General features: G+C 68.3%; 25 protein-coding genes, 4 tRNA genes and 1 pseudogene. 13 read left to right on the top strand and 17 right to left on the bottom strand.

Going from position 1 to position 25,728, the window contains the following annotated elements:
• The first annotated feature begins 21 nt into the window (after positions 1 to 21).
• On the top strand, positions 22 to 258 hold the full coding sequence (locus tag D7I44_RS16675; RefSeq protein WP_120790519.1) for a hypothetical protein: 237 nt from the start codon (positions 22 to 24) through the stop codon (positions 256 to 258).
• An 18-nt stretch (positions 259 to 276) separates the two neighbouring features.
• Here D7I44_RS16675 and D7I44_RS16670 read toward each other — a convergent pair whose 3' ends face one another.
• From D7I44_RS16670 to D7I44_RS16640, 7 genes are all read right to left on the bottom strand, one after another.
• Positions 277 to 879, bottom strand: coding sequence for a pyridoxine/pyridoxamine 5'-phosphate oxidase (locus D7I44_RS16670; protein WP_220093793.1), 603 nt, complete (start codon positions 877 to 879; stop codon positions 277 to 279).
• 11 nt (positions 880 to 890) lie between these two features.
• Positions 891 to 1,673 carry a creatininase family protein gene (locus tag D7I44_RS16665; protein WP_120790517.1) on the bottom strand — a complete coding sequence of 261 codons (783 nt, stop codon included), beginning with the start codon at positions 1,671 to 1,673 and terminating at the stop codon, positions 891 to 893.
• Positions 1,670 to 3,001, bottom strand: a complete 1,332-nt coding sequence (locus tag D7I44_RS16660; protein WP_120790516.1) for an FAD-binding oxidoreductase — start codon at positions 2,999 to 3,001, stop codon at positions 1,670 to 1,672. Before D7I44_RS16660 ends, D7I44_RS16665 begins: the two co-directional genes overlap by 4 nt.
• A 65-nt stretch (positions 3,002 to 3,066) precedes the next feature.
• Positions 3,067 to 4,263: an ABC transporter substrate-binding protein gene (locus D7I44_RS16655; protein ID WP_120790515.1), complete on the bottom strand. Its 1,197-nt coding sequence runs from the start codon at positions 4,261 to 4,263 to the stop codon at positions 3,067 to 3,069.
• 75 nt (positions 4,264 to 4,338) lie between these two features.
• On the bottom strand, positions 4,339 to 5,205 hold the full coding sequence (locus D7I44_RS16650) for an ABC transporter permease (protein WP_120790514.1): 867 nt from the start codon (positions 5,203 to 5,205) through the stop codon (positions 4,339 to 4,341).
• Positions 5,202 to 5,969: an ABC transporter ATP-binding protein gene (locus tag D7I44_RS16645; RefSeq protein ID WP_245979762.1), complete on the bottom strand. Its 768-nt coding sequence runs from the start codon at positions 5,967 to 5,969 to the stop codon at positions 5,202 to 5,204. The genes D7I44_RS16650 and D7I44_RS16645 overlap by 4 nt, the downstream gene beginning before the upstream one ends.
• Before the next feature lie 28 nt (positions 5,970 to 5,997).
• Entirely contained in the window at positions 5,998 to 7,281 is a 1,284-nt protein-coding gene (locus D7I44_RS16640; protein ID WP_120791028.1) for an amidohydrolase family protein, read from the bottom strand.
• A gap of 162 nt (positions 7,282 to 7,443) precedes the next feature.
• Between D7I44_RS16640 and D7I44_RS16635 the strand changes: the two genes are divergently transcribed.
• Complete coding sequence (locus tag D7I44_RS16635) at positions 7,444 to 8,055, top strand: helix-turn-helix domain-containing protein (RefSeq protein WP_120790512.1); 612 nt, start codon at positions 7,444 to 7,446, stop codon at positions 8,053 to 8,055.
• A complete protein-coding gene (locus tag D7I44_RS16630) occupies positions 8,052 to 9,011 on the top strand; it encodes a PDR/VanB family oxidoreductase (RefSeq protein ID WP_120790511.1) in 960 nt (319 codons plus the stop codon). Before D7I44_RS16635 ends, D7I44_RS16630 begins: the two co-directional genes overlap by 4 nt.
• Positions 9,012 to 9,018: 7 nt before the next feature.
• Here D7I44_RS16630 and D7I44_RS16625 read toward each other — a convergent pair whose 3' ends face one another.
• Positions 9,019 to 10,431 carry an amidohydrolase family protein gene (locus tag D7I44_RS16625; protein WP_120791027.1) on the bottom strand — a complete coding sequence of 471 codons (1,413 nt, stop codon included), beginning with the start codon at positions 10,429 to 10,431 and terminating at the stop codon, positions 9,019 to 9,021.
• A 61-nt stretch (positions 10,432 to 10,492) separates the two neighbouring features.
• Here D7I44_RS16625 and D7I44_RS16620 point away from each other — a divergent pair, with 61 nt between their 5' ends.
• Positions 10,493 to 11,782, top strand: coding sequence for an amidohydrolase family protein (locus D7I44_RS16620; RefSeq protein ID WP_120790510.1), 1,290 nt, complete (start codon positions 10,493 to 10,495; stop codon positions 11,780 to 11,782).
• Positions 11,783 to 11,793: 11 nt separating this feature from the next.
• Here D7I44_RS16620 and D7I44_RS16615 read toward each other — a convergent pair whose 3' ends face one another.
• Together D7I44_RS16615 and D7I44_RS18610 are read right to left on the bottom strand one after the other, a co-directional pair.
• Positions 11,794 to 12,411 (bottom strand): GNAT family N-acetyltransferase, encoded by a 618-nt coding sequence (locus D7I44_RS16615; protein WP_120790509.1) that lies wholly within the window; start codon positions 12,409 to 12,411, stop codon positions 11,794 to 11,796.
• Positions 12,412 to 12,801: 390 nt separating this feature from the next.
• Positions 12,802 to 13,521, bottom strand: a pseudogene (locus D7I44_RS18610) (IS5 family transposase); the annotation flags it as partial.
• Positions 13,522 to 13,978: 457 nt separating this feature from the next.
• On the opposite strand from D7I44_RS18610, the gene D7I44_RS18340 reads away from it, so the two are divergent.
• Positions 13,979 to 14,170: a hypothetical protein gene (locus D7I44_RS18340; protein WP_162940340.1), complete on the top strand. Its 192-nt coding sequence runs from the start codon at positions 13,979 to 13,981 to the stop codon at positions 14,168 to 14,170.
• Between the two features lie 135 nt (positions 14,171 to 14,305).
• Here the strand turns inward: D7I44_RS18340 and D7I44_RS16600 are convergent, their stop codons facing one another.
• The gene (locus D7I44_RS16600) at positions 14,306 to 14,485 is read right to left on the bottom strand and encodes a hypothetical protein (protein ID WP_120790507.1); all 180 of its coding nucleotides are present in this window, start codon (positions 14,483 to 14,485) and stop codon (positions 14,306 to 14,308) included.
• 88 nt (positions 14,486 to 14,573) lie between these two features.
• Positions 14,574 to 15,542, bottom strand: a complete 969-nt coding sequence (locus D7I44_RS16595; protein WP_162940339.1) for a hypothetical protein — start codon at positions 15,540 to 15,542, stop codon at positions 14,574 to 14,576.
• Positions 15,543 to 16,099: 557 nt separating this feature from the next.
• On the opposite strand from D7I44_RS16595, the gene D7I44_RS16590 reads away from it, so the two are divergent.
• Both D7I44_RS16590 and D7I44_RS18335 read left to right on the top strand, forming a co-directional pair.
• On the top strand, positions 16,100 to 16,561 hold the full coding sequence (locus D7I44_RS16590) for a hypothetical protein (protein ID WP_120790505.1): 462 nt from the start codon (positions 16,100 to 16,102) through the stop codon (positions 16,559 to 16,561).
• Positions 16,562 to 16,987: 426 nt separating this feature from the next.
• Entirely contained in the window at positions 16,988 to 17,128 is a 141-nt protein-coding gene (locus tag D7I44_RS18335; protein WP_162940338.1) for a hypothetical protein, read from the top strand.
• A gap of 712 nt (positions 17,129 to 17,840) precedes the next feature.
• Here the strand turns inward: D7I44_RS18335 and D7I44_RS18330 are convergent.
• Positions 17,841 to 18,098, bottom strand: coding sequence for a hypothetical protein (locus D7I44_RS18330; RefSeq protein WP_162940337.1), 258 nt, complete (start codon positions 18,096 to 18,098; stop codon positions 17,841 to 17,843).
• 76 nt (positions 18,099 to 18,174) lie between these two features.
• Between D7I44_RS18330 and D7I44_RS16575 the strand changes: the two genes are divergently transcribed.
• Entirely contained in the window at positions 18,175 to 18,480 is a 306-nt protein-coding gene (locus D7I44_RS16575) for a hypothetical protein (RefSeq protein ID WP_120790503.1), read from the top strand.
• A gap of 9 nt (positions 18,481 to 18,489) precedes the next feature.
• On the opposite strand, the gene D7I44_RS18325 is transcribed toward D7I44_RS16575, so the two are convergent.
• Both D7I44_RS18325 and D7I44_RS16570 read right to left on the bottom strand, forming a co-directional pair.
• Positions 18,490 to 18,750, bottom strand: coding sequence for a ferredoxin reductase domain-containing protein (locus D7I44_RS18325; protein WP_162940336.1), 261 nt, complete (start codon positions 18,748 to 18,750; stop codon positions 18,490 to 18,492).
• A 227-nt stretch (positions 18,751 to 18,977) separates the two neighbouring features.
• A complete protein-coding gene (locus tag D7I44_RS16570; protein ID WP_245979759.1) occupies positions 18,978 to 19,958 on the bottom strand; it encodes a diacylglycerol/lipid kinase family protein in 981 nt (326 codons plus the stop codon).
• Between the two features lie 451 nt (positions 19,959 to 20,409).
• Here D7I44_RS16570 and D7I44_RS16565 point away from each other — a divergent pair, with 451 nt between their 5' ends.
• Positions 20,410 to 21,414: a tyrosine-type recombinase/integrase gene (locus D7I44_RS16565; protein ID WP_120790502.1), complete on the top strand. Its 1,005-nt coding sequence runs from the start codon at positions 20,410 to 20,412 to the stop codon at positions 21,412 to 21,414.
• Between the two features lie 288 nt (positions 21,415 to 21,702).
• On the opposite strand, the gene D7I44_RS16560 is transcribed toward D7I44_RS16565, so the two are convergent.
• Positions 21,703 to 21,775: transfer RNA gene (locus D7I44_RS16560), tRNA-Val, on the bottom strand.
• Between the two features lie 151 nt (positions 21,776 to 21,926).
• Here D7I44_RS16560 and D7I44_RS16555 point away from each other — a divergent pair.
• From D7I44_RS16555 to D7I44_RS16540, 4 genes are all read left to right on the top strand, one after another.
• A tRNA-Gly gene (locus D7I44_RS16555) sits at positions 21,927 to 21,999 on the top strand.
• Between the two features lie 54 nt (positions 22,000 to 22,053).
• Positions 22,054 to 22,127, top strand: a tRNA-Cys gene (locus tag D7I44_RS16550).
• Between the two features lie 54 nt (positions 22,128 to 22,181).
• Positions 22,182 to 22,253: transfer RNA gene (locus tag D7I44_RS16545), tRNA-Val, on the top strand.
• A gap of 65 nt (positions 22,254 to 22,318) precedes the next feature.
• The gene (locus D7I44_RS16540; protein ID WP_220093792.1) at positions 22,319 to 22,786 is read left to right on the top strand and encodes a hypothetical protein; all 468 of its coding nucleotides are present in this window, start codon (positions 22,319 to 22,321) and stop codon (positions 22,784 to 22,786) included.
• Between the two features lie 41 nt (positions 22,787 to 22,827).
• Here the strand turns inward: D7I44_RS16540 and D7I44_RS16535 are convergent, their stop codons facing one another.
• The gene (locus D7I44_RS16535; RefSeq protein WP_120790500.1) at positions 22,828 to 25,698 is read right to left on the bottom strand and encodes an ExeM/NucH family extracellular endonuclease; all 2,871 of its coding nucleotides are present in this window, start codon (positions 25,696 to 25,698) and stop codon (positions 22,828 to 22,830) included.
• Positions 25,699 to 25,728 lie beyond the last annotated feature (30 nt).

Raw genomic sequence — 25,728 nt, 5'->3', positions numbered from 1 at the left:
AGCGTCTTCTAGGCTGGGTCGGTGACCGTCGCCCGCGTCTTCGCGCTCGTGTGGGGAGCCCTCGCCATCAGCTGGGGCCTCTTCCTCATCATCCGCCGCAACTGGCTCTCCGAGCTCGCGCGCGAGCTCAAGCAGCAGAACGGCATGCGCATCGCGTTCGGGTCGCAGTCCCCGGTGTGGATGCTCGCGGGCGGCATCGCCTTCGTCGTGCTCGGCATCGCCTGCCTGACGGCGCTCGGCGTCGTCGCGCTGCGCTGACCGCAGCCGCACGGTCGCTCAGCCGGCTTTGCGCTCGATCGACCAGCCGTCCTCGCCGCTGGTGTACATGATGCGATTGCTCGGTCCCTCCGCGTGGCCCCGCCAGAACACGACTCGCCGAGGGGCGAGCGTGAAGCCGACCCACGTCGACGGCGGCACAAGCGGAGTCTCAGCGTGTTCGGCGTCGAACCGCGCCCACGCCGCCTGGCGTTCGGCCGCGGGGCGCGCCGCCAGCTCATCCGTGTTGAGCCACGCGAGCAGCTGCAGCGCGCGTGACCTCGTCGGGTAGGTCTCCGCGGCCTCCGCGGGGGCCTCCGGGGCGACATCGCCGGTCACGACGACCTGGCGCGCGGCATCCGGCCACACCAGCGTCATCGTCGCCCGCGGCACCGCAGCGAGCTCCGACGCCTTTCTGCTGCGCGCGTCCGTGTGGAAGCGGAGCAGCCGGCCGTCGAAGGCCGAGAGCAGCACCGTGCGCGCATCCGGGTAGCCGTCCAACCCCATGGTCGACAGGGTCATCAGCGGCTTGACCGGGTCGGCGGGGTCCGGCAGCCACATGCCGAGCAGCGCCAGCGGGTCGGCCGGTGAGGCATCCGTGTCCTCCAGGTCGCGGCCGAACATGCCGGGCAGGCTCATCCCGCGCCCGCCGGGTTGAAGCGTGCGATCTCGGTCAGGGATGCCGCGGCCTGCGCGACGGAGGCGTCCCACAGCGCCTTCCCGAACTCGGCCGACGCGTGCCGCGGGTCGCCCACGACCCCGGGGGTGCCGAAGTCGTTCGAAAGCCACCCGAAGCTCACGGGGCCGCCGTTGAACCTGATGTACTCGTAGCCTGCGAGGTGCGGCGGCGCCCAGTTCTCGACGCCGTCGAGGTTCACGAGGTCCGGCCGCAGGTGCATCACGATGGCGGTCTCGGCCGCTCCGCCATGGATACCGAGCCCGTGCTCGTCCCGGTCCTCTCCGTTCGGCGCGGGGGTGCGCGTCAGGGTCGGCATGAGGAACGTCTTGAGGCCGTACCGTCTGCGCACCTCGCGCAGCACCACCTGGAGCAGCGCCGTGTTGCCGCCGTGGCCGTTGGCATAGACGATCGTCCCCGCGCCCATGAGCGCCACCGCACGACCGGCCTGAACGAAGGTGTCGAATGCCGTCTGGGCGTCGAGCCACACCGTGCCGGGGGCCCAGCTGTGCTCGTCCGACTTCGTGTAGGCGATGGTCGGCAGCTGCCACACGTCGAGGCCCTGGTCCGCGACTCGGTCGACCGCAGCGGCGGCGATCTCGTCGGCCATCAGATAGTCGGTGAACAGCGGCAGGTGCGGCCCGTGGTGCTCGATCGCGCCGGTGGGCTGCACGACGATCGTGTCGGGGCCGAAACCCGCGGCGACCACCGGGCCGCTCAGCTCGGCGATCTTGCGGCTCATTTGCCGAACCCGCCCGTCATGACCGAGGCGGGCGCGCCGAGATGGCCGGGGTTCAACAGTCCGTCGGGGTCGGTACGAGCCTTCAACTCCGTCAGTTCCTCGACTCCGTGATCGACGTAGTACTGGTGCGGGCTGTGCACGCGGACGCCCAACTCCTGCAGCCTGGGGTAGCCGGCGTAGACGTCGCCGGCGCCCGTGTACTCCGCGGCCAGCATCCCGATCGGTGCGAGGTGACCTGCCTCGATGTGCAGCATCCCGCCCGGATAGACGGCGTGCACCTCGTCGATGCGGTCGATGAGCGCGTCACCGCCGACCTCGACGTGGAAGTACACCCTGTCCGGCGAGTTCTTCTTGAGCCACCAGATGGGGTGGTTGTAGGACAGCATCGACACCTTGACGGTCTGGTTCGCGCCCTCGCGCACGTCGGTCACGGCGCCGCCGTTCGCGGCGATGATCGCGGATGTCTGTTCCAGCGTGGCGACGTCGAGGATCGCCCGCAGCGACGACTTCCCCTTCACGATGGCTGCATCGTCAGGCAGCTTCGCTGAGATGAACGGCAGGTCCGCGCTGACGAGCCGCGGCTGCGGAGACAGGGCATGCAGCTCGCGGAGCGCCGCCTGCGCGCCCTCGAAGGAGTCGAACGCGGCATATACGGCGCGCCAGTCCTGCAGCGGCTCGAGACCGACGGTTGCCCTGACGATGATGCCGGCGGTGCCGTACGTGTGCACGAAGGTCTGCGCCTCGGCCCCCTCGACGTGCACGATCGTCGGCTCGGACGCGGGCAGTGCGACATCGAGAGCGGTGACGAAGCCCTCCCAGTTCGACCCGTGCACGATCGTCCCTGTGCCGCCAGAGCCTCCCGACAGGAATCCGCCGATCGTCGACTGCGCGGTCGACGGGTACATCCAGAGTTGCTGGCCCTGCGCGTTCGCCGCCTGCTCCATGAGGATCATCGGGGCTCCGGCCTCCGCCGTCATCCACCCCTCCCCGATCTCGACGACGGCGCGCGCCCGTGTCGTGTCGAGCACCAGCCCGCCTTCGAGCGGGATGCCCTGGCCGTAGTTGCCCGTGCCCTTCCCGCGCGTCGTCACCGGGACGCCGCGGCGCGTCGCGGCGGCCAGCACCTCGGCGATCTGCTGCCCGCTCGCCGGGTAGGCGACCAGCTCGGCGAGCCCGAGCGGCAGCTGCTCGACGAGGATGGGACTCATCAGCGCCTCGTCGACCGACGCTCGCTCGCGCGTCCTGGGGTCGGCACTGACGCCGCGTTCGCCGAGCAGCTCGGCCAGCTCGAGACGCAGCGCCTCGATGTCTTCAGCGGTGGCCCGCATGGTGTGCTCCTTCCGTGCGTAGGGGCGGCCGGACGGGAATCCGACCGCCCCCGATTCGATGCGGATTACCAGCCGAGGCTGATCTTCTTGTCGAGGAACTGGTTGGTATAGAGATCGGACGGCTGCAGGCCTGCCTTCACGTGACCGCCCGTCGCGTTGAAGATCGGCGTCGCCACCTTGAGGAAGTCCGCGACGCGGGTGTCATCGAGGTCGCCGACATAGCCGTCGCTGCCGTCGGTGGCGATCTTGAGCGCCTTCATCTGCTTCACCGCGAAGGCACCGACGTTCGCGTCATAGGTCCAGCCGTTGTTGTACGACTGCACGAGCTTGTCGATGAGGTCGTTCGTCGCCGACGGGTTCTTCAGGTAGTCGACGTCGGCCTGCTGCATGATCGGCACGAGCTTCTCGAGGCAGGGCGTGAGCGTCTGCAGATCGCCCGTGCGCACGGACATCGTCTCGGGGTACGGCGACCAGCCGGTGTCAGCGATCAGCTGGGACTTGACCGGCTTTCCCCACGCTTGGACCTCGTTCTGGTAAATGTACGGCTCGGCCGTCGCGAAGCCCTGCTGCGCGTCCTTGCCCTGCGCCGTAACGAACTTCGACGGGGTGCCGTCGTAGCTGCCGTCGAGAGTGTCCTTCGGCAGGTAGCCGGCCTCGGTCAGGTAGTCCATGTAGGCGGCGCCGCTGAAGTAGCGGACGACGCCGCCGTCCTTGTCGAGCGCTGCGCCGAGGTCCTTGATCGTGGAGACCTTGGGGTACTTGGCCGGGTCCCACATGATGATCATGGGCGACTTGTCGTTCTCGGCGAACACGGCGGTGGTGGGCAGGCTGCCCGAGAACTCGACGGCCTCGTCGGTCGAGACGTAGCCGATCGTGATCGACTTGTCCTGATACATCTGCGCGCTGACCGTCGAGTAGCCGATGGCTGGGCCGCCCGCGCGGATCTCCAGCTTGACGCCGGTCGGCTTCCCGTTGGCGTACAGGTCGCCGGTGACGCTCTTCTTGTCGGCGTCGATGGTGGGGTTCGGCCCGAGCATCTGGTACAGGTGCCCGTGGTCCGCCTCGGGGTTCCAGTCGGTCTGGGCGACGACGGTCGCCGGGCAGACGCCGGAGAGGTCGACGGCCGGTCCTGAGGCGGCGGCCGGGGCGGCCTTGCCGGTCGAGCTCGCGGTGCTCGCCGGGCTGCTCGAACAGCCGACGAGGGTGATGGCGGATGCCGAGAGCACGGCCGCCGCGATCACGAGACGCTTCTTGGTGCGCATTGATTGCTCCGTTTCGCAGGGGTGATGTGGTGCAGGTTGTGACGGTGCGTTGTGGTGCGAGAAGAGGAACGAGGGTCAGTTGAAGTCGAACCAGCGGCCGACGGCCAGCCGCCCGATCAGCCCGAACAGCAGGAAGACGACGACACCGAGCAGCGAGGCGATGATGATGGTCGCGTAGAGCTCGGGGCCCTGAAGCCGCGAGGCCGTCACCTGGATGAGCACGCCGAGCCCTGGGTTGCCGCGCTGGAAGAACTGGTCGCCGACGATCGCGCCGACGACGGCGAGGCCGGCCGAGGTGCGCAGACCCACGAAGATCGACGGCAGAGCGCCCGGGATCTGCAGCTTGGTCAGCCGGGTGAGGCGCCCGGCGCCCTGCAGCTGGAACAGCTCGCGCTGCGCCTTGTCGCTCGCCTGCAGCCCGAACAGCGTGTTGGAGACCATGGGGAACAGCGCGATCATCACGGTGACGATGACTCGGCTGAGGAAGTCGTAGCCGAACAGCGCGCCGATCAGCGGGACCAGCGCGAGGATCGGGATGCACTGCAGCACCACCGCATACGGGTAGAGCGCCCGCTCGAGGCCCTTCGCCTGCGCCATCACCATGGCCCACACCACGCCGATCAGGATCGCGACGCCGAGCCCGGTCAGCGTCACGAGCGTGGTGCGGCCGAGCGCGCTCCACAGTTCGCTGTTGAACTGCGTCGGGGTCCCGTTCGGAAGCGTGTCATGGAACATCGCCTTGAGGACGAGGTGCGGGTACGGAACGAGGAACGCGAGGCCGCGGGCGCGGTCGTAGTAACTCGCCACCGCGTACCAGCCCGCGACGAAGATCGCGAGCACGATGAGCGGCTGCCACCAGGACGCCCGCCGACGCGTCCGACGCAGCCGGGCGACGGCGACCTCGGCCTTCCGCTCGGCGACCTGCTGAAGAGTTGCGGTCACTTGTGGCCCTCCCTGAGCGCGTGCGAGACCTCGCCGACGAGTTCGGCGAATTCGGGGGTGAAACGGATGTCGGGATCGCGCGGCATCGGGAACGGGACGTCGAACCGACGTACGACCGTGCCGGGTCGCCCCGACATGACGATCACGCGCGTCGACAGATAGACGGCCTCCGACACCGAGTGCGTGATGAACAGGCCCGCGAAGCGCTGCTTGACGAACAGCCGCAGCAGCTCGTCGTTGAGACGCTCGCGGGTGATCTCGTCGAGCGCGCCGAAGGGCTCGTCGAACAGGAACAGCTCGGGGTCGAGCGTGAGGGAGCGTGCGAGGGAGGCGCGCATCCGCATTCCGCCCGAGAGCTGCTTGGGCAGGTTCTTCTCGAAGCCCGTCAAGCCGACGAGGTCGATCGCCTCCTGCGCCTTCGCCTTCCTGACCGCCTTGGGCAGCCTGTTCAGCTCCGCCAGCAGCTCGACGTTGTCGGCGACGGTGCGCCAGGGCAGCAGGGTCGCATCCTGGAAGACGTAGCCGATGCGGCCGGCGTCGACCGAGACGCTGCCGGCACTTGCCGCCTCGAGGCCCGAGGCGATGCGCAGCAGCGTCGACTTGCCGCAGCCGGACGGCCCGACGACGGAGACGAACTCACCGCGGTCGACCGCCAGGTCGACGCTGTGCAGGGCGACGGTGCCGTTCGGGAACGTCATGGCGACGTCCGAGAAGTCGAGCAGCGTCGCGCCCGTCATGACGGGCGCGGGGGTGGCTGTGCTCACGGTTTCCTCTTTCTCGGGGCGGGGGTGCTCAGGCGGTCGCTGCGAGCGATCGGGCTGCGGGTGCGGCGATGTTCCTGGTCACCTCGGTGACCGCGACGACTCGGCCGCGATGGATGACGATGCGGTCCTCTGGCGCGCGGGCGATGACGTCGACGAGCCCGGTGCCGCGGACGGCGAGGAACTCCGCGGCGGCGCCGGGCCGCGCGCCGGCATCCGGCAGCCCCATCACGCTGCGCGCGCCGTCGCTCACCAGCGCGTACGCCTCCGTCGGCGTCAGGTGCCCTGCGGTGACCAGGAGCGACGCCGTCTCGAGGGCGTCGGAGCGGCCGACCGGGTTGAACGGGTCGCGGACGTTGTCGGCGCCGGCCGCCACACGCACGCCTGCCGCGATCAGCTCGCGCAGCGCGGTGAGCCCGCGCGGCGTGGAGACCGGGTGCTGCCAGCCCTGCAGGTACAGGTTGGTGATGGGCAGCGAGATGACCCCGAGATCGGATGCCTTCACCTCGGCGATCACCTCGGCGAGCCGCTCGCGCGACAGCGTGCCGAGGCGCACGCAGTGGCCGGCGGAATACTGGCGCTCGCGCGGCCAGTCGCGCACCGCGCGGGCATAGCGCTCGATGGTGAGCGGGCCGTCGAGGCTCTCATCGGTGTGCAGATCCACCCCGAGCCCGCGGCGCTCGGCGATCGCGAGCAGCCGGTCGAGGTCGCGCTCTGGGTCGTCGGCGAGATGCGGCGCGCCGCCGACGAGGTCGACGCCGAGGTCGAGCACCGCATCGACGTGCGCGTCGGGCGAGAGGTGTCCGGCCAGCGCCACCAGCTCGATGTCCATGAGGTCGGCGAGCTCGTCGCGCACCTGGATCAGCGCGCGTGCACCACGCACCGCCTCCGCGCTCGTCGCCGTGCCGTGCGAGCTCAGGACGTCGACATGCGAGCGCACCGCGGTGATCCCGGCGGCGAGCATCGCGAGAGCCTGGGTCCGCGCACGGTCGGCGATCGATTCGATCGTCATCTCGTGCGCGTAGGCGACCCAGGACTGGATCGCGGACCCCAGATCGCCGAGCGGTGGCTGGATGAGGTCGAAGCTCAGCGCCTTGTCGAGATGCGCGTGCGGTTCGGCGGGTGCGGTGAGGAGCACATAGCCCGTGAGATCGACGACCTCGGCGCCGGACGCCGCAGCGGACGCGCCGCCGAGGGTTCCTGTCGCCCCCACCGCGGTCACGATGCCGCCCTCGATCGCCACGTCGACGACCTGGCCGTCCGGCAGCGTCGCGGCGCGCAGGAGGCGGGCGGGGCGGGGGAGTGCTGCGGTCACATCGGCCTCCGGGGCACGCATAATGTTGATGTCATCAACATTGGGAAGATGATGTTGACGCTAGGGAAACCGCGTTTCCCGCGGATTACAGCGCGGTTGCTCTTTGTAAAGAGCCGACCTTCGTCCCTTGCGTCGGTCGATTCCGTGCTGAAGTGAGGTCCTGTGACTACCGAGTTGACCCGCGTGATCGATGAGCAGGCGCTGCGCATCGGCGAGCGGATCCGCGCGCTGCGGCGTGCGAGCGAGCTCACTCTCATCCAACTCGCCGAGCGGACAGAGCTCTCCCACTCCTTCCTGAGCCAGCTGGAGCGGGGGCACGCCCGCCCGAGCATGGTGTCGCTTGAGCGCATCGCGCGCGCTCTCGGCACGAGCCAGGTCGAGCTCCTCGCAGCCGGCGACCCGCATCAGCACGACCCCGACGACCCGCGACCCGACATCATGCGCGCCCCAGAGGGCGCCAGGGGTCCGTTCTCCCAGGGCGAGGCGCGGCTGCTGGTGCACGGCGCCAGCGCGTTCGCCTTCGAGCCCATGGAGTGGGTCGGCGCCAACACCGACCCCGGGCCGTACTACGAGCACCAGGAGGACGAGTTCGTCTATGTGCTCTCCGGTCGCGTGTTGCTCGATCTGCAGCGGGAAGGAATCAGCGAGCTCGCGCCGGGCGACTCCGCCTACTACCGCGGCGGGACCCAGCATCGCTGGTGCTCGGCAGACGGAGCCGAATTCCGCATGATCGTGGTCAAGCAGGCGCCATCAGGTGTCGGGACGCGCGGATGAGCGCCGTCGAACCCGAGATCGATGTGGTCGTGGCAGAGCGCGCGCAGCTCGCCGACGGTGTCGTGCAGCTCGAGCTCGCCTCGACCGACGGCGCTGATCTGCCGTCGTGGCAGCCGGGCGCCCACATCGACCTGCTGCTCGCGCCGGGCCTCGAGCGCCAGTATTCGCTGATCGGAGCGCAGGACGACGGGCGCTGGCGCGTGGCCGTCTATCGCGAGCACCCTGGCCGCGGCGGCTCAGCGCTGGTCCACGATTCGCTCGCGATCGGCGACCTGCTGCGCGCCCGAGCGCCGCGCAATCACTTCGCCTTCTCCGCGGACCGGGCCGCGATCTTCATCGCCGGCGGCATCGGCATCACACCGATCGTCTCGATGATCGCGGCTGCGGAGGCAGCGGGAACCGAGTGGGTGCTGCACTACGCCGGGCGCTCGCGCGCCGGCATGGCGTTCGGCGAGGAGCTCGCCGCCCGGCATCCGTCGAAGGTCTTCCTCCACATCGGCTCCGAGGGAACCCGAATGGATGTGCCTGCACTGCTCGCCGAGCCAAGCGGCGCCTCCGTGTTCTGCTGCGGCTCCACCCGGCTCATGGAGGCGGTCGAGGCCGCCGTCGACTCTGCCGGGTGGCCGAGCGGGGCGCTCCACCTCGAGCGTTTCACGCCGAAGGCGCACGCGGCGGTGACCGATGAGGAATTCGAGGTGGAGCTGGAGTTCTCAGGGATGACCCTGACCGTGCCACCCGGCCGCTCGATCCTCGACACGGCGGACGAGGCGGGCGTTCTCGTGCTGTCGTCCTGCCGCGAGGGCACGTGCGGAACCTGCGAGACGCACGTCGTCTCCGGCGAGGTCGACCATCGCGACTCGGTGCTGAGCCCGGAGGAACAGGCGGAGAACCGCACCATGATGATCTGCGTGTCGCGCGCGGCGCCCGGCTGCCCACGACTGGTGCTCGAGCTCTAGGACCGCCCTACGGCTGCTCCGTGGCGGCGAGCGGCGCCCCGGTGAAGGCGGAGAGCCGCTCGAGCCCGGCCTCGGCGACGAGCCTCGCCGCGATCGGGCGAGCCCGGGCCGAGACCTCACGCGGATCGACGCGTGTGACGTCGAAGTCGGCGACGCTCTGCTTGCCGTCCACCCAGACGTCTTTGACCTCGCGCGGACCGGCGACGAACACCAGCGCCTGATACGGGTCGTGCACGACAGCCAGCGTGGGGGATTCGCCGTCGAAGACGACCACGTCGGCCTTCTTCCCCGGCTCGAGCGAGCCGATGCTGTCCTGCATCCGCAATGCCCGGGCACCCCCGATCGTCGCCAGTTCGAACGCCTCGCGTGCGGACATCGCGGTCGCCTGCAGGTCGCGGATCCGGGCGAGCAGCGGCGCGGTCTTCATCGCCTGCAGGAAGTCCTGGGCATCGTTGGACGCGGCGCCGTCGACGCCGATGCCGACATCCACGCCGAGCGCGCGCAGTTCGGCGACGGGGGCGACGCCGCTCGCGAGGATCGCGTTCGCCACCGGGTTGTGAGCGACTCCGACGCCGTGGGCGGCGAGGATCTCGCGGTCGCTGCGGTCGACCCACACGCAGTGGGCCGCCAGCGTCGGAGCATCGAACAACCCCTCATGCGCGCAGTGCGCGATCGCCGTCCTGCCGGTGCTCTGCATCGTCGCGGTGACCTCCTCGCGCACCTCGTGCAGGTGGATGTGCACGCCGTGCCCCCCTCCCGCCGCGTACTCGACCGCCTGGGCGAAGGACGCCGGCGTCGTCCGGCCGAGCGCGGCGATCCCGACACGGAAGGTCGAGTACCTGCTGGCGGCGGCCGACTCCCTCAGCGCATCCCACTCGTCGATGATCGGGGACATCTCGAAATCGCGGTCGGCGTCGCCCGAGCCGAACGACAGCACACCCCGCAGGCCGATCTCGTCGAGCGCCGCGACCACCCCAGGGGTGATCGGACCCGACGGGTCCGGGTCGGAGCAGAACATGTCGTTCGCCGTCGTCACGCCTGAGCGCAGCAGCTGCACCGCCTGCAGCAACGTGCCGTGGTAGGCCTTCTCACGGTCCATCGTCGGGTTGACAGGAGTGATCAGGTTGTGCAGCCACTCCCAGAGCGTGTATTGCGACGCGATCCCGGTGATCAGCCCCTCGCTGAAATGTCCGTGCGCGTTCACGAAACCGGGAGCGACGATGTCGAATTGGCCGCCGCGCTCCGCAGCACCGGGGTGCTGTGCGCGAAGGGCCTGATAGTCACCGACTGCGACGATCCGGTCACCCGCGATCACGACGGCGCCGTCGCGGATCGCCGCGGCCACCCCCGATCCCGCGGGTGCGGAGGTGAGCACCCATCCGCCTCTGATCAGGGTCTTCGACTGCGACGCTGCGTCCATGCCGCCGAGCGTATGCATCGCGTGTCACATCCCTGTTACACGCCCTTGCTAGAACGAGCCCATGCTCACCATCGCGGGTGCCGAGCGCATTCTCATCGACGTCGGCAGTGAACGAGACGGCGATCTGCTCATCGACGACGGGCGAGCGGATGCCACGACCATCGACGCCACCGGCTGCGTCGTCACCCCGGGTCTCGTCAACGCGCACCACCACCTGCTGCAGAGCGCATTCCGCACCCTTCCCGGCACGCGCGGCGTTCCCATGGCCGACTGGCTGCCCGCGATGGCGGCCGCATACAACCGCGCCGGCCACGATCCGGAGCTCTACGCGGCGGCGGCCGCGATCGGCGCCGCCGAGGGGCTGCTCTGCGGGGTCACGACCGTCGCCGACCATCACCTGAACTGGCCGCACGGCGCCTCCATCGCCGACACCGTCGATCTCGCGCACGCCACGGCAGTCGCAGTGCGCGCCGTCGGGGGCCGCCTCGTCTTCGTGCGCGGGTCGGCTAGGGACGACCCGGAGTGGGCAGCGCAGTCCGCCGAGGCGATCGTCACGGCGCTCGTACCCGACGCCGCCGAGACCGGGGGGATCAGTGCGGGCGGCATGCTGCAGGTCGCCGTCGGACCGGCCGGCGTGCATTCGGACTCCCGCGAGACCTTCGCCGCGCTGGCATCCGTCGCCCGCCGCTTCGGATTGCGCCGCCGCACCCAGGCCAACGAGCAGGTCGACACGGCGATCGCGCTCGACCGCTACGGGAAGCGCCCGCTCGACCTGCTCGAGGAGTGGGGCTGGCTCGAGCCCGGCGTCACCGTCGCGCACCTCTGCGATGTGACCGACGGCGAGATCTCGCGGCTCGCCGCAGCCGGCGTGACGGCGACGCACGCCCCCGGCTGTGACGTGCCGATGGGCTGGGGCATCGCTCCCGTCGCACGGCTGCTCGACGCGGGCCTCGCCGTCGGGCTCGGCACGAGCGGTGGTGGAAGCAATGACGCCGGCCACCTGCTCGCCGACGCACGCCTCGCGATGCAAGTCTCGGCGCTCGTCGGACCGCAGCTTCCCGCGCGCACCGTGCTCGGCATGGCGACACGGCACTCGGCAATGGGCCTCGGTCGCGCCGAACTCGGGCACCTCGGCGACGGGTCGGCAGGCGACGCCTGCATCTGGGACGTGTCCGGCGTCGCAGACGCGGGCGTCGACGACCCCGTTGCCGGTCTGCTCTGGGCCGCGCCGGGGCGCCGCCCGCGTGACGTCATCGTCGGCGGGCGCCCCGTCGTGCGCGACTACCGCCTGGTCGATGCTGACGAGCAGACGCTTGTCGCGCGGCTGCACTCGCGTCTCGCGCGCGGCTGATCGGCACGGATTCAGCGAATCTTCGCCGCGACCCGCGCCGCGAGCGCCGACTTGGTGTTCGGCCACTGCGCTGCGGTGATCGAGAACATCGCGGTGTCCCGCAGCAGATCCTCCTCGCCAGGCACCGCCGACGGCTGCCAGTTGCGCAGGATGCCCTCGAAGCTCGCGCCGACGGCGGCGATGCCGGCGCGCGAACGTGCGTTGCGGGCATCCGTCTTCAATTCGAGTCGCAGCACACCGAGCGCCTCGAACGCGTGCGTGAACAGCAGCAGCTTCGCAGCCGAATTGACGGCGGTGCCCTGCGCACCGGGAACCAGCCAGGTGTGGCCCACCTCGACCGCCAACAACTGAGCGCGGCCGGGCCAGTCGCGCGCGTTCGTGAACGAGGTGTGACCGACGAGCCGGCCGGATGCCTGGTCGAATTGCGCGAACGAGAGATGCGTGCCGGTTGCGGTCTGTGCGAGCCGCGCGGCGATGTATGCGTCGACGGTTTCCACGGTCGGAACGATCGTGTAGCCGAAGCTCTCCCTCCCCACGTCGACAGCCGCCCTCATGGCGTCCGCATGCGCAGCCGAAAGCGGCTCGAGTCGAACGACAGAGTCAGCGAGAACACGGGCAGACAGGGTCATGCATCGACTCTAGAGAACCCAAAACGAACAAAAGGCCCTGATCGACGGGGGAATCATCGGGAGAACCTCGGAGCGTGCTCCCCGCCGCCTACGACGCGCTCCGGCGCTGTACCCCGAACTGGGCTTTACCATCGGCGGTTTAAGTGAGCAATCATCACCATGCAGGAGGCGCTCCGGCGCAGTCTGTGACACCCGCAGTGGCGGGTCCCGGGCGCGAAACCCCGAAGATCGCGGCCGGGTCCTAGCGGGCGGTGCGCGCTTCCCCCAACCCCCCGGCGCACGCCGCCCGCGTCCACGGCGACCGTTCGCGCGGGGCCTGCCGAGAAGTTGGACGTGGCTGCGCACAGCTGTCTTCGAAGGAACTGCGTAGATCCCGGCAACGGCGGGGCGGCGTCCGCCGTGGGAGCCGCGCCGCTTGCGGTGGGCGATCTGGTCGGATGGCTCCGGGATGACGGCCGCGATGCCCCGCGCGCGCAGGTGCTGCCGGATCGCGCGAGAGGAGTACGCCTTGTCGCCGCGCACCCGGTCCGGGCGGGTGCGGGGCCGACCGGGTCCGTGGCGGCCCACTTCGAGGTGGCTCATCAGAATCGGGAACATGGGTGCATCGCCGGCCTCGCCGCGTCCGACACAAGGACGACCAGGGGAAGCCCGGTGCCGTCTACGAGGTGGTGGATCTTCGTGCTCAGCCCGCCGCGGGAGCGGCCGATCGCGTGATCAGGGGGCTCGATGAGCAGATTCGTGTAATTCGACGGGTCCCTTTTTTAGGCGCGGCAACGTGGCCGCGTGCTGGTGGGTGCGGTTCACGGTCGAGTCCACTGAGACAGCCCAGTCGATCTCCCCGGCCGTCTCCGCATCCGCCAGCAGCGCGGCCAGGACACGGTCCCAGGTGCCGTCACCCGAGTAGCGGCGGTGCCGCTTCCACGCTGTCTGCCATGGCCCGAACTCTTCCGGGAGATCCCGCCACGGCGAGCCCGTGCGGAACCGCCACACGATCGCCTCGACCACCAGACGATGATCACGAAACGGGCGTCCACCCTTCGGCGAGGCGTGCGGGATCAGCGGCTCAAGCCGCTCCCACGCTGCATCCGACAAAACCCGAGTACGCGCCACGCACCCAGACTGCCGCCAGCACCCAGCACCGGTTAGGAGACACGCCCTAGGGCCGCGAAGGCGGCGTCGAGCTGCTGCGACCCGGTCGGGGGCCGTGTCCTGGCACGCACACTTGAGCAATGACTCCGATTCAGCAGACCCGTATGAGGACGCGACGAGATTCCCAAGAGGGTGGTGGAGGACTGCCCCCGGGTGTGCAGCTTGCCGGGCAGTGGGCGTGGCGGTTCCTGGTGGTGGCTGCGGCGATCACGGTGTGTGTCTACGTCGTCGCGGCGTTGAGCGAGATCGTGATTCCGGTCCTGGTCGCGCTGCTCGTGTGCGCGTTGGTGGCTCCGCCAATGCAGTTCTTTCAGCGGCTGCGGTGGCCGAAGTGGCTGGCGTTGGCGGTATCCCTGATCGGCGTTCTTGTCATCGTCGGTGGTCTCGCTCTGCTGCTCACGGTGCAGATCCGATCCGGATGCGGGTTCACCCGCTGGCGGTCGTGCTCTCCGTTGCCGGCGGCTCCATCGTCGCCGGCATTCCCGGGGCGCTCTTCGCTGTCCCAGCCGTTGCGGTGATCCACGTGATGATCAGCTACATCGCCTCCGGCACCTGGCGCGGCGCACCTCGTGCGCGACACACGGGCATCCCGGACGGACTGACCCCCTGAGCACACGCGTCAGGGCGTCGGCGGTGCGAACGAACGCCCTGCTGGCGCGGAAGGGGCAGCTATGGTCGGTGCCGGAGCGGTGAAGGACAAAGAAGCGCCCCGGCGCGAACGCGGGGACGCTGTGAAAGCTGCGAGCTACTTTCCCGGGCTCTTCGGGTGGCTTGCCGCACGGTGGACGCTGTCTGCCGCCCGGCCGACCGCACCGGCTACCGCCGCAGTCGCGCCGTTGATGACACCCTCGACAGAGTCCACGACCTTGTCAGTGACGTTCTTCGTCCCCTCAGCACCACGCTTGATGCCTTCTCCAGCGGTCATGATGACCTTCTCTCAGTAGACCTGTGACGCTACACGCCGAACCTGTCGATTCGCCTGTGCTGAGGACACCGGCGGTTCTCCTCGCCGCTCAACGACGTCCATCGAACCCGCCGCCCTCGTCCTCCCACGCGTCGACCTCGGTCGGGCCGTCCGCGGTCTGGCCGATGACCGCGTCGAAGCGCACGGCAGCGACGGCCTGCGCCACATAGCGCTCGCGTTCTCGTTCGGCCGCCGCGAGCTTCTCAGCCTCCGCGACCATGAGCGCGTCCGCCGCACTGGCCGCCTCCGTGATCTCCGCCAGGACCATCCCCACTACTCGAGCAAGTCCGCTCTCGAGTTCATCAAGACTGGTATCTCGGATCTCGAACAGCCGGTCACGAACCGCCAACTTCGTCGCGGCGTATCCGGCAGCATCAAGGCGATCGCGAGCGGCAGCCCCGGAGATCATCGCGAGCTCGGTTCTTGTTGGCGGCCGAGTGAACTCGGCGGCTACCGCGTAGCTGCCGGGGCCTGAGTCGGTAGCGAGCGTTGCCGGCAGAAGACCGGCGACGATATGGGTCAGGCCGAGGGGCGTCGCTGTCGGCCGTGCCGCAGATTCGGCGGACTCCGCGAACTGAATGGCGCCCGCACGGGCGCGGACTTCCTCCCACCGCTTCGCTTCATACTGCTCAGCGCCATCGAGATTCCGAGCCAGAGTTTCCAGGCGCGCAGCATCTGACGCGCTGATCTCGGCCAAGAGGCGGCCCAGGACGGAACCAAGCCCGGCTTGCAGCTCTTCAAGGCTCGTGTTCGCGATCTCCAACCGCCGATCGCTGACCCTGGTGGTGACCTGGGGGTAGCCGGCTCGGTCCAGCCACGCCCGAGCCTCCGGGCCGTTCAGCGCGAGGATCTCCCCTCCAGAGGGGCGCCGCGTGAAAACCGCGTTGATCATGTAACGCTCCGGGCCGCCATCCGTGTGGACGGTCGCGGGCAGCAGGCTGGTGAGAATATGGCTGAGTCCCAAGGCAGTACCCGATTCCGTCGACTCAGACGTCGAGGATCGTGTTGTTTGCGTCATGACCGGACGGTACGCGCCCAAGATGCGAGCGCTCACATCTGCGTGTGCAGCGACGCTCTGGAACCAACATGCGATCACGCCGTGCATGGCGCGGGAGGAGCGGGTGAACGCGTCGCGCCATGCCACATGTTATTTAGCTTTGGTGGACGCGATTCGGCGAACACAAAGGCCATGGGCTCGTCGGGCGCCAGGCGTCGCGGCTCTGTGAGGTCAATGTAGTACATCGCAGCCTGTGCAGAATGCCGAGAGCCCGCGCGACGTCACCGAGGCGCAGCGTGCTCGGAGCGCTACCCGATGAACACGAGTTCGCAGTACGGGCACCAATTCGGTGGGGCGCCCGATAGCTCGTAGTCGCAGATGGGGCAATGGGGATGCACGTCTCGGTCCACCATGTGACCGCAGGTCATCGGCTTTGCGTCGTCTCGGGGGTTGACAGCCACCGGCCGCCCACGCGGGAAGCATGCGCTCCCAGATATGCCGGCGCTCGTTTCTCGACGAGAGAAGCCCAACCCTTATGTCTCGTTAGCGCATGCGGCACCGCGCGTAGTGTGAGGCCCATGACGAACTCAGTGCCTGTTATCCGTCCGGCCGACGACGGGCACCTCGGACTGTCGCGCGTCCTCGCAACCACGCTCCCCGACGCGCTTGGGACGCCCGAAGCTCCGGACCGGTACTCCGTCACCGCGATGCTCACCCGCAGACCTAGCCATTTCGAGATCGCCGCGATCCACAGCCGCGAAACCAGCGACCGCCTTGACCGCGCCGGCTACCCGACCGTTGAGCTCTCTGTGTCCGATCGACGACTGCAGATCGCCAACACAAGCCTTGAGGAACTCCGCGACGGGCTCGCGACCGTGCTCGCAGACCTGATCCGGGATATCAGCCTCGATGGACGCGAAAACGCCGCCGCTCTCGCGGAGATTCAAGAAGATCGGTCTCAGGAGGAGCTCGACCGCGTGTCAGCCGTCCTCGAGATCGCTGAGTCGGTCCACTTTCTTCCTTCGCGGCCGGCCCGTTAGGAGAAAATGCGTCGAACGCCTGTGGGGCGCCATCGCCGAGCAGCCAGCCCGTGAGGGGAAGCAGTACCTCTGCGCGGCGACGGGCCTCTCCAAGCACATGGTCGTACCGGTACTGGGCGAGGAGTGGGTTGTCGACGTCTGCCTCGCCGATCTCGAGGCGCAGGCAGGACGCTAGAGCGGAGCATGGTGGGCGACAACGGGTCGATGGACGCCACGTCGGAACTCGTGTTCCGAGATCCGGCCCTCACACTGCTGCTCGAATCGGTGCGGCCGGTCCCAGTCACCTGGCTAGTCTCTGCGACTCTCTTCGATGCGTTTGCCGCAACTTCTGTGCAGGATGGCCCAGAGCGGATGGGCTGACGTCGTCTACTTGGAGCGTATGCTCCGATCACAGGGTCACGGTGGCTCTCGATGGAGGCCAGTCCGATGGGTGACAAGTCCGCTCGTAAGAGCACTACCAAGACCCCGGCGTCGAAGACGCTGAAAGAAAAGCGGCTCGACAAGGCCGACAAGAAGGCGCGTGCCCTTCGCAACGAGAACGCCGACATGGTCGCGAGAAAGCGCTAGATCGGTGGTTCGTTCCCGGCGACCGCATCGCATCTGCCGCGGTCGCCGGGAGTGGAACCGTTTGAACGGTTCATAGGTTCCCAGCACATAGAAAAGTCTGTTTTATGGGCGCTTGTCGTGTCCGTCGGCCGCTCTCTCGATGTGCCCTCGCCAAGCTCTACGCCTCTTTCATGTGAGCGCACTCATCCGATCTCCGTAGAGTCGGCAGTCCGCGTGGATGGCGCGCCGGAAGTTCGGCTGATGCTGACTCATAGAGGCGGTCTGTTTATGCGTTGACGCCCACGATGACGGGGGCGGTTCATGGTGGAATCCCGTCCGCCCGTTGGGCGGGCGGGATTCCTTCAAATGAGGAGAACCGATGGACACTCCGAAGCCAGGACGGCCGCCCCGCCGACAACGCCAACACCCGCGCCTGCCTGTACGGGAGCCGGCTTAGACGATATGAGTCTTCGGCCGGGTTGTTGAGGCTGGGGCCTCGATTCGAGTATGCGTGGGTTGCCAGCCGAGATGGTTGGCCTATCCGACAGGCGAATGTGGAGGCCCCAGTTGTTTGCTCAGCGTACGAGCGTCGGGCTCGATGTGCACGCGCGCAGTGTGGTTGCTTGCGCGATCGATGAGGCCACCGGAGAGGTGGTCCACAAGCGGAGCCGGTTCGCACCCTGACGACGACGTCCTCGGTTCCGTCCATGACCGATGCGTCGGCTCGGCGATGCTAGAGAGTGTCCTCGTCGACGAGGAGCAGGTCCAGGCCACGATCGTGAATCGAGTCCCGCGCATTGGTTCGCGAGAGAGGGTCGTTGCCGCGTGCGAGTTCCTGCAGGACATCCAACGCTTCCCCCAGCGCCCCGTCACGGATACGATCACCGCGCAGCATGCGTCGCGGGTACAAGTCGACATCTCGCAAGGCTTGTCTTAGCCGCGCTTCATCCGGCTCCGGCGCGGAATCCTTTGAGCCGGGCTCATCATTCATCATCCGACACTAGTCCCGTTCCATCGGCTTACCTGTTGCCGGTCTCGCCGGTCCGGCAGTGCCGTAGAGTCACACGATGACAACCCGTTTCCGCAGCACCTCCTTCGTGACCGTCTCGGCGGGTTCTCTTGCCGGCTTCGGCAAAGCGATCAACCGCTTCGGCCCGCGCGAGCATGCCGGCCTCACCTTCGGATACACCTCGGTGATCCGGCAGACCACTGGCGCCGAGCGTGGCAAGAACAAGGTCCTCATCGATGCGCTCAGCGAGAGCGGCGACGAGGATCAAGCTCACACGGCAGCCCTGGAGACCGTCGTTCGTGCGTTAAGGCATGTCGGTGCCAACCTCGACCAGGCGGTCGTGGAAACCGTAAGCATCGCCTAGCAGCGGCGGCTAACGAAGCCGGGCGAGACAGATGTCAATGGCCGTTTCGTAGTCGACCGGCTCTGAACGAACGTCTCTCTCGCCGGGCCCCGTCACGATATAGCGCCCATTAGGCTGCGGATGAACGACCGCTAAGCGGTCATCTTGGCTGATGAGATAGAGGCCGCTCTCGGTGCGGGTGACCGTCACAGTTCGGCCGCCGATGACGAATTCGCGGGAATGCCCGAACGGGACAGCAGTCTGCGAACGGATAGCGGTAGTGGCATTCATCGGGAGTCTCCGTTCGTCGAGCATCCCGCCCGCGATGCGGACGAACGGGATGCTCCCATGAACCGTCCGCGGTCATTGGCTGGACGACAGCGCCCCTACGGCCGCCGCTGCGGGAGAGCGGCCTCCATCTCGACGTGCGCGCGGAGCGACAACCCTGACGTTACGCAGGCCTCCTGTGCGTCCTCACAAGAAGCAGGGATACGGCCGAGCGGTCGGGCCTGATCGCCCTAGCTGATGAGCTGCAGGGCTCCCGGCCTGATGGTGATGTTCGCGGCGGTGATCGCACCGAAGCTGTCACCGTCCAACTCCACCTCTTGTGGCGTATTGAACGTGACGTCGATCCGGCGCGCTCGGGCATAGCGCAATGCGAAAGGCTGACGGACCAGCTGACGGAGGAATTTGCCTGTGGTCGTGCGGTGTAGGAAACGAGAGAGGGCAAGGCGGACGCCGATCTGAAGCCATGCGCCTTTCCGCCGTGGCCGAAGGATGACGGTATCTAGGATCCCGTCGTCCGGGCGTGCGTCCGGGATGAGCAAGATGCCTCCGGTGAGGGTGCCACAGTTGCCGACGATGACGGTGTGCGCGCGGGTGGAGTGACGACGACCGCCATCCAGCCGGTAATGAAGCGCGAAATCCGCGTTCGCGAGCACGGACCGGCCGATCGGCTCGGCATAGGCAACCCAGCCCAGGCGTTTCTTGAGTCGAGGATTGGTTCCGGCTGCCATCCGCGCATCCAGGCCGATACCGGCCATCACGAGGAACACGTGGGACGCAACCATGCCGTCGGCATGCTGCAAGGTGGCATGCCCGACATCGATCGCATGCGCGGCGCCGTCGAAGGCGGACTTCACCGCCGCCGGCAGATCACTCACCGGCAGACCGAGCGCCCGCGCCAACAGATTGCCGCTTCCCGCGGCAGCGACCGCGAGCGGGACCGCGCTGCCCGCCAGCTGCTCTGCAACCGTTCGGACCGTGCCGTCGCCTCCGGCGACGAGCACGAAAACCGGGTGAGTTGCCGCGGCGTCGACCGCAGCCTGCTCGCCATCGTCGCCCGGGGCGGTCTCGAACCAGAAAGCAGGTTCATATCCGGCAGCGGCTTCGGCCTCCTCAAGGAGAAGGCGCAGGCGCACGACATCTACTTTCGCCGGGTTGTACACCACAGCCACCCGGAGCACCTTTGCTGGCAATAGAGAAGGCGCGCGCATCATCTGCGAAGGCTATGTCACGATCGCCACGCGACCGTGCAGGAGCATCCAGGAACCACAGCCATCACTGTGCAGCGCGGCGCCTCCAAAGCCGGTCAGGCTTCGGTGCTCGTCTGCGTTAGACTGCAAGCACAGCATCAGTACGACGCTCCGTCGCCGCAGCGTCCATCCGCAGGCGAGATGTGCCGACATCGGACAACATCTGCGTATCAACTGCCACTGATCTTCCCGCGATAACGGACTGCTCGTCTCGACGTGCTGGATGAGGTACCAGCGGCCTTCGTCGACGCGGTTGTGGCTCGTGGTGAGCTTGCGGTTCAGGCCCGGCGCATTGTCGACCCAGACGGCGTAGCGCAGCGTCTATCTCGGCGCTGTCGCGCTCAGGGTCGATGGGCGACGGGTCGGGCATCTGCCAGCCGGCCGGCAGAGGCGTCAGTCGGGGGAGGGACCGACGGTGTACTGGCTCACCGAGGGAGTGCCGCGCTACCGTGCTGCGGATGTCGAAGTATGGCTGACCGCACGCTCCACCGCGCGGCCGCGTCTGCCGAGAAGGGGGATCACGCATGCCGGCGCATCGCGGTATGACCCGAGCACCGGGAAGGTCGCGGTCGAGAATCTGCATCCCGAGTACCTGGAGCAGCGCGAGGGCCGCATGAGCAAGACCACCCTGGACACCGACCGCTACCTAATACCGACCGCGGGCCAGCTCGCCGGCACGAGCAGGCGGGAGCCGGTGCTGCCGCTGTGGTTCCGCAAGCTCCACGTCGGCAAGGTCACCAGCGCCGCGATCGAGAAACGGCAGGACGACCTCGGCAAGCGGGGCCTGGTCGCGAGCACGGTGATCCGTTACCGCGACTCGCTCTCTTCCTTCTTCTCCTGGTGTGTCTCGGAGGGCTACATCGCCTACAACCCGGTGACGGCGACCAAGCCGCCGAAGGACCGCCGCGCCCGGGAGGATATGCGCCCGTTGCCGGCGCCCGAGTTCGATGCGGTGGTCAAGGACATTACCGGGCTGAGCCCAGTGTTCGGCGACCTCGTCCTGGTGCTGGGCCGGACGGGGTTGCGCTGGGGCGAGGCGCGGGCGATGCAGGTCCGAGACTTCGTCGGGGTGCCCATGCCGATGCTGCACGTCATCCGCAACCAGCCCGAGGGGGCCGCGGTCAAGGCTCCGAAGCCGGGTAGAGGCCGTAACGTGCCGGTGCCGGACTATCTTGTGCCGGTCATCTGCCGCTTCGCCGCTGGCAAGGCGCCGACCGATCTGCTGTTCACCCGCCCGCGCGGCGCGCAGCTCCACCGCACCTCGTTCGTGCGGGCGACCAACTGGGAGGCCACCGGGCGTGGACGCACCCGGCACGATCTGCGGCACACGGCCGCGTGCGAATGGCTGATCCAGGGCGTGCCGTTGACCACGGTGCAGCACTGGCTCGGCCACGGCTCCATCGCGATCACCGCCCGCTAGCTGCACCACCTCGGCGACTTCGCCGATCGAGCCGCGCTCGATGTCCTCAACACCGCCGCGAAGAAGGCCCTGGGCGAGCGTGCTGCACGGCTGGGTCGAATCGCCCCCGCGGCGCCACTTGGACGGACGCCTGACCGCGGACGCGGGCTCGAACTGGGATAGACCAGCAAAGCAGGCCGATCCTCCACCTCGGGGTGATTCCGGGGTGATCCCGAAGCATGCGACGGCGAAGGCGTCTCGGTTATGGAAACGAAAAATCCCTAGTCCGGCCAGGGATTTTTCTTGCGGTGGGCGATGCCGGACTCGAACCGACGACCTCTTCCGTGTGAAGGAAGCGCGCTACCAACTGCGCCAATCGCCCGCTGTTGTGCCCCTCGATGCTAGCCGACGAAAAGGACATTTCACGAATCGGGACGCGGCCTCGCGCCGATTTGAACTCAGTGCAAAACGTGGGTTATGGTTGACAAGTCGCCGGGACGGGGCCGAGAGGAACCGGGCCGGAAAGACAAAATGCGGATGTAGCGCAGTTGGTAGCGCATCACCTTGCCAAGGTGAGGGTCGCGAGTTCGAGTCTCGTCATCCGCTCGAGTGTGCGGTGTCGGTTCTGAAATCCCAAGTTCCGGCTCTTCATGCGGGCCTGGTGGCGTGGCCGAGAGGCGAGGCAGCGGCCTGCAAAGCCGTGCACACGGGTTCGAATCCCGTCGCCACCTCCACACTCACTTCGATTCCTGCTTCTCATTCTGGTTCGCTAGAGTGTTGAGGTCTGGGCGCGATTGGCGCAGCGGTAGCGCGCTTCCCTGACACGGAAGAGGTCACTGGTTCGATCCCAGTATCGCGCACAAGACAAAACCCCCGGCTTGCCGGGGGTTTTCTTGTATCCGGTCAAGCCTGCGCGAGGGGTCTGATGCAATTCGGGTTCTCCTACGTCGGGGCCGCGTTCCTCGTGGCTCTTTTCGTGCCGAATCTGATCTGGGCGAGGCATCCGCCCGACGGCTATGACCCGAGCGGCGAGAACCGCGTGTTGCGCGCGCTGGAGCGCATCGGCCAGGTCGCGGTGACGGGGCTCACGTTGTTCGCCGCCGACACGAATCCGCGCCCGTGGTCCGCCCTGTCATGGTTCCTCGCCGCCGCAGTTCTGCTGATGATCGCCTACGAGGCCTGCTGGGTCCGTTACTTCCGCAGCTCACGAACCCTGTCCGACTTCTACCGCAGCGCCGTCGGCGTTCCGGTTCCGCTTGCCACCCTGCCGGTGACGTCGTTCGTGCTGCTCGGGATCTACGGGGAGTCGTGGCCCGTCGTGGCGGCGGCGGTCGTGCTCGGGGTGGGGCACCTCGGCATCCACCTGCGCCACGCGGCAGACACCCGGAACTGATCGGCCCCCGGGTCACCCCGGGGGCCGACGTTCCGTTCAGCTCACGGGGTCACGAGCTGCCACGGGCCGTTCTTGTCACCCGGCTTCTGGTTGCGGGTCCACCACTTGGCGGTGTATTCCGCGCCGTTGTACTCGACAACATCTCCCGTGTTGAACACGCGGCTCGCCGTCCACACTGCGGTGCCGTCCTGCGTGGTCGCGATCTGCTCCCACGGACCGTTCGGGTCACCGGGCTTCTGGTTCTGCGTCCACCACTGGGCGAGCCACGTCGACCCGTTGTAGAAGACGTAGTCGCCCGTGTTGTAGACCGACTTCGCGCTCCAGTTCGGTGACACTGTCGGGTTCAGGCCGACGACCACGGGGTCATGGTCGGAGGCCGCGAACGGGTCGGTGCCGTCGAACAACTGGGTCGCGTTGTAGTTGTACCGGCTGTAGGCGTAGGCGACGGATTCCTGCGCGTTGATCTGCCACACGTCGGCGCCGGTCGCGAGCTTCACCGCGGCGCCGTTCGCCAGCACGTGGTCGAGCGAGCCCTCAAGGCCGTTGTACGAGTAGGTCTGCTCGGTCGGGTCGAAGGTGCTGCCGAGGTCGGTGTAGCCGTCCGCGTACAGCGTCTCCAGCGGGTCCTCGTGCGTGTAGGCGTTGAAGTCGCCGACGAGGAACACCGGCTGACCCGCCTTGGCGATCGAGCCCACCCAGGTGTTCACCGCCTGCGCCTCGTGGACGCGGGTCTCGTTGAACGCTCCCTGGTCGACGGCCGGAGACGACGTGTCCTCGGTGTCGCCGGGGTACAGGTTCGCCGAGTCGGAGCCCTTCGACTTCCAGTGGTTCGCGACCACGAGGAAGGCCTGGCTGTCGAGCGCCCCGGCTGCCTTGAACTGCTGCGCGAGCGGCTCACGGGCGATCGAGAACGGCTGGCCGTCACCCGACTGGTCGGCGAGGACCAGCGAGGCGCCCACCGGGCTGACGTCCGCCGGCTTGTAGATGAACGCCGTGCGGATCACGTCCTGACCGTCGAGCGGGGGCAGCTTGTCGGCCGCAGGCGAGGGGACGTACGCCCAGACATCCGCCCCTGCCTTCGCATTGAGCGCATCGACCAGGCCGGCCAGCGCGGTGTCGCGCGGCTCGCCGAACTTCGCCGAGTTCTCGACCTCTTCAAGAGATACGACGCTCGCACCGAGCCGGCTGATCCCGGTGACGATCTTCGACTGCTGGCGCGCGAAGCTCGCATCGTCTGCGGCGCCGCGCGGTCCAGCCCCGCCGTCCGTCGTGGTGCATGTGTTCACCGCGATGCGGTTCCCGTCGCGGTCGGTGTAGTACGAGCACGTGCCCAGTCCGCTGTTCACGAAATCCTCGCCGGTCGTCGCGAAGTAGTTCTCGACGTTGAAGGTCGCGAGGCGGATCGCGCCGCCGACGGCGCTCGGCTGCTGGTTGCCGGTGCGCAGGTCGCTGAAGGTGGCGACGGCCTTGCCCTCGTCCGTCACCGGCGTCGTGGGCTGGAAGCTCCACAGCGAGAAGCGGTAGTCGAGCACAACGGGCGCGTGGAAGGTGACAGCGGAGCCCACGGTCACCGGGTTGTCCGGCGCAAGCCAGGGCAGCGGGATGTCTGCGGAGGCGCCGGTGCTGAAGTTCGTGCCTGAGCCGTCGTCGAGGGTGATCGTGCGCGCCGCGTTGTCCGCAGCAGCGGCTTGCGCCGCCGGGGAGCCTGCTGGGCCGGCATCCGTTGGCTGGCGCAGCGGTGTCGAGCCCGCAGCCAGCGTGAACGAGCCGTACCAGTTGGCGTCGTAATTGTCGGTCACCGTGAACGCGCCCTGCGGGGCGAGCAGCTCGCCCTCGTGCGCTTCCTTCTGCGCGTCGGTCGTGAGCTCGGACCACGGCAGCGCCTCTGGCACCACCGGGGCGAGCGCGGTCGTCAGCTCGGTGACCGTCGGCGAGCTGATCTCCGTCTCGCCCTGGTACTCCTGCACCTTGCCGGTGACCGTGACGCTGTCGCCCAGGTGAACGGCCTTGGCCGAATTCGTGCCGTAGACGAAGACCGCGTCGGACTCGCCCGGGGTCTGGTCGGCGCCGGTCCCGGTGCCTGCGGTCTCGATGAAGAATCCGTTGAATCCGCCCGTCGCGTAGACAGCCGTGACGATGCCCCGCGTGCTCACGCTCTGGCCGACGTACGGCGAGGTATCGGTCGTGCCCTGGATCTGGGCGATCGTGAGGGTTGCGCCGGGGTCGGTGCCCGTGCCGCCGCCGTTGTCGGGGGGAGTGGTGCCGCCGCCGGTCGAACCCGAGCTCTCGGGCGTCGGCGCCGCCGTTGTGAAGTCGGCCGCGTTGTCGTCGGTGTCGGTGCCGCCCGCGTCGCGCTGGTAGCTCATCGTGGCCGAGTTGCCGGTCGGGGCGGTGCCCTCCGGCGAGTTGCTCGTGCCCCAGCCGATCTTGTCGATCACGCTCGGGTCGGTGGGAAGGACGCCTGTGGCGCTGGCCGCCACGTACAGCGTGCCGCCGCCCGCGCCGGGGTTGATGCTGCCGCCGGTCGAGAGGTCGGGCGTCGGCAGGGCGGCGCCGGGGTTCGTGCTCGCGTTGTTGCTCGGCAGCTGGATGAGGAAGTGACCGTGCGCCGCGACCGAGCCGCTCAGCGCGAACAGCTGCGAGCCGCTCGGCGTCACGGTGCTGGCCGGGGCCCGGTACTGCAGCGAGTCGCCGTCGAGCGGGATCGCGGCCGCGGTCGGGTTGTACAGCTCGACGAACTTGTTCAGATAGCTGGCCCCTGAGGAGCCGCCGTTGACATACGCCTCGCTGATGACGAGGCCGGTGCCGGCCCGGTTGGCGAACGCCGGGGCCGAGAGTCCTGCGCCGAGCAGGCACGCCGCGGTGGCCGCGGCGCCGGCGATGACGAGTCGCCGCGAGAGAGCAGAGGGCATCAGTGCCCACCTCCAGTTGTGTGGATGTGC

This window comes from Gryllotalpicola protaetiae (assembly GCF_003627055.1).
Classification (GTDB): Bacteria; Actinomycetota; Actinomycetes; order Actinomycetales; family Microbacteriaceae; genus Gryllotalpicola; species Gryllotalpicola protaetiae.
This window is presented reverse-complemented; position numbering and strand designations above follow the sequence as displayed.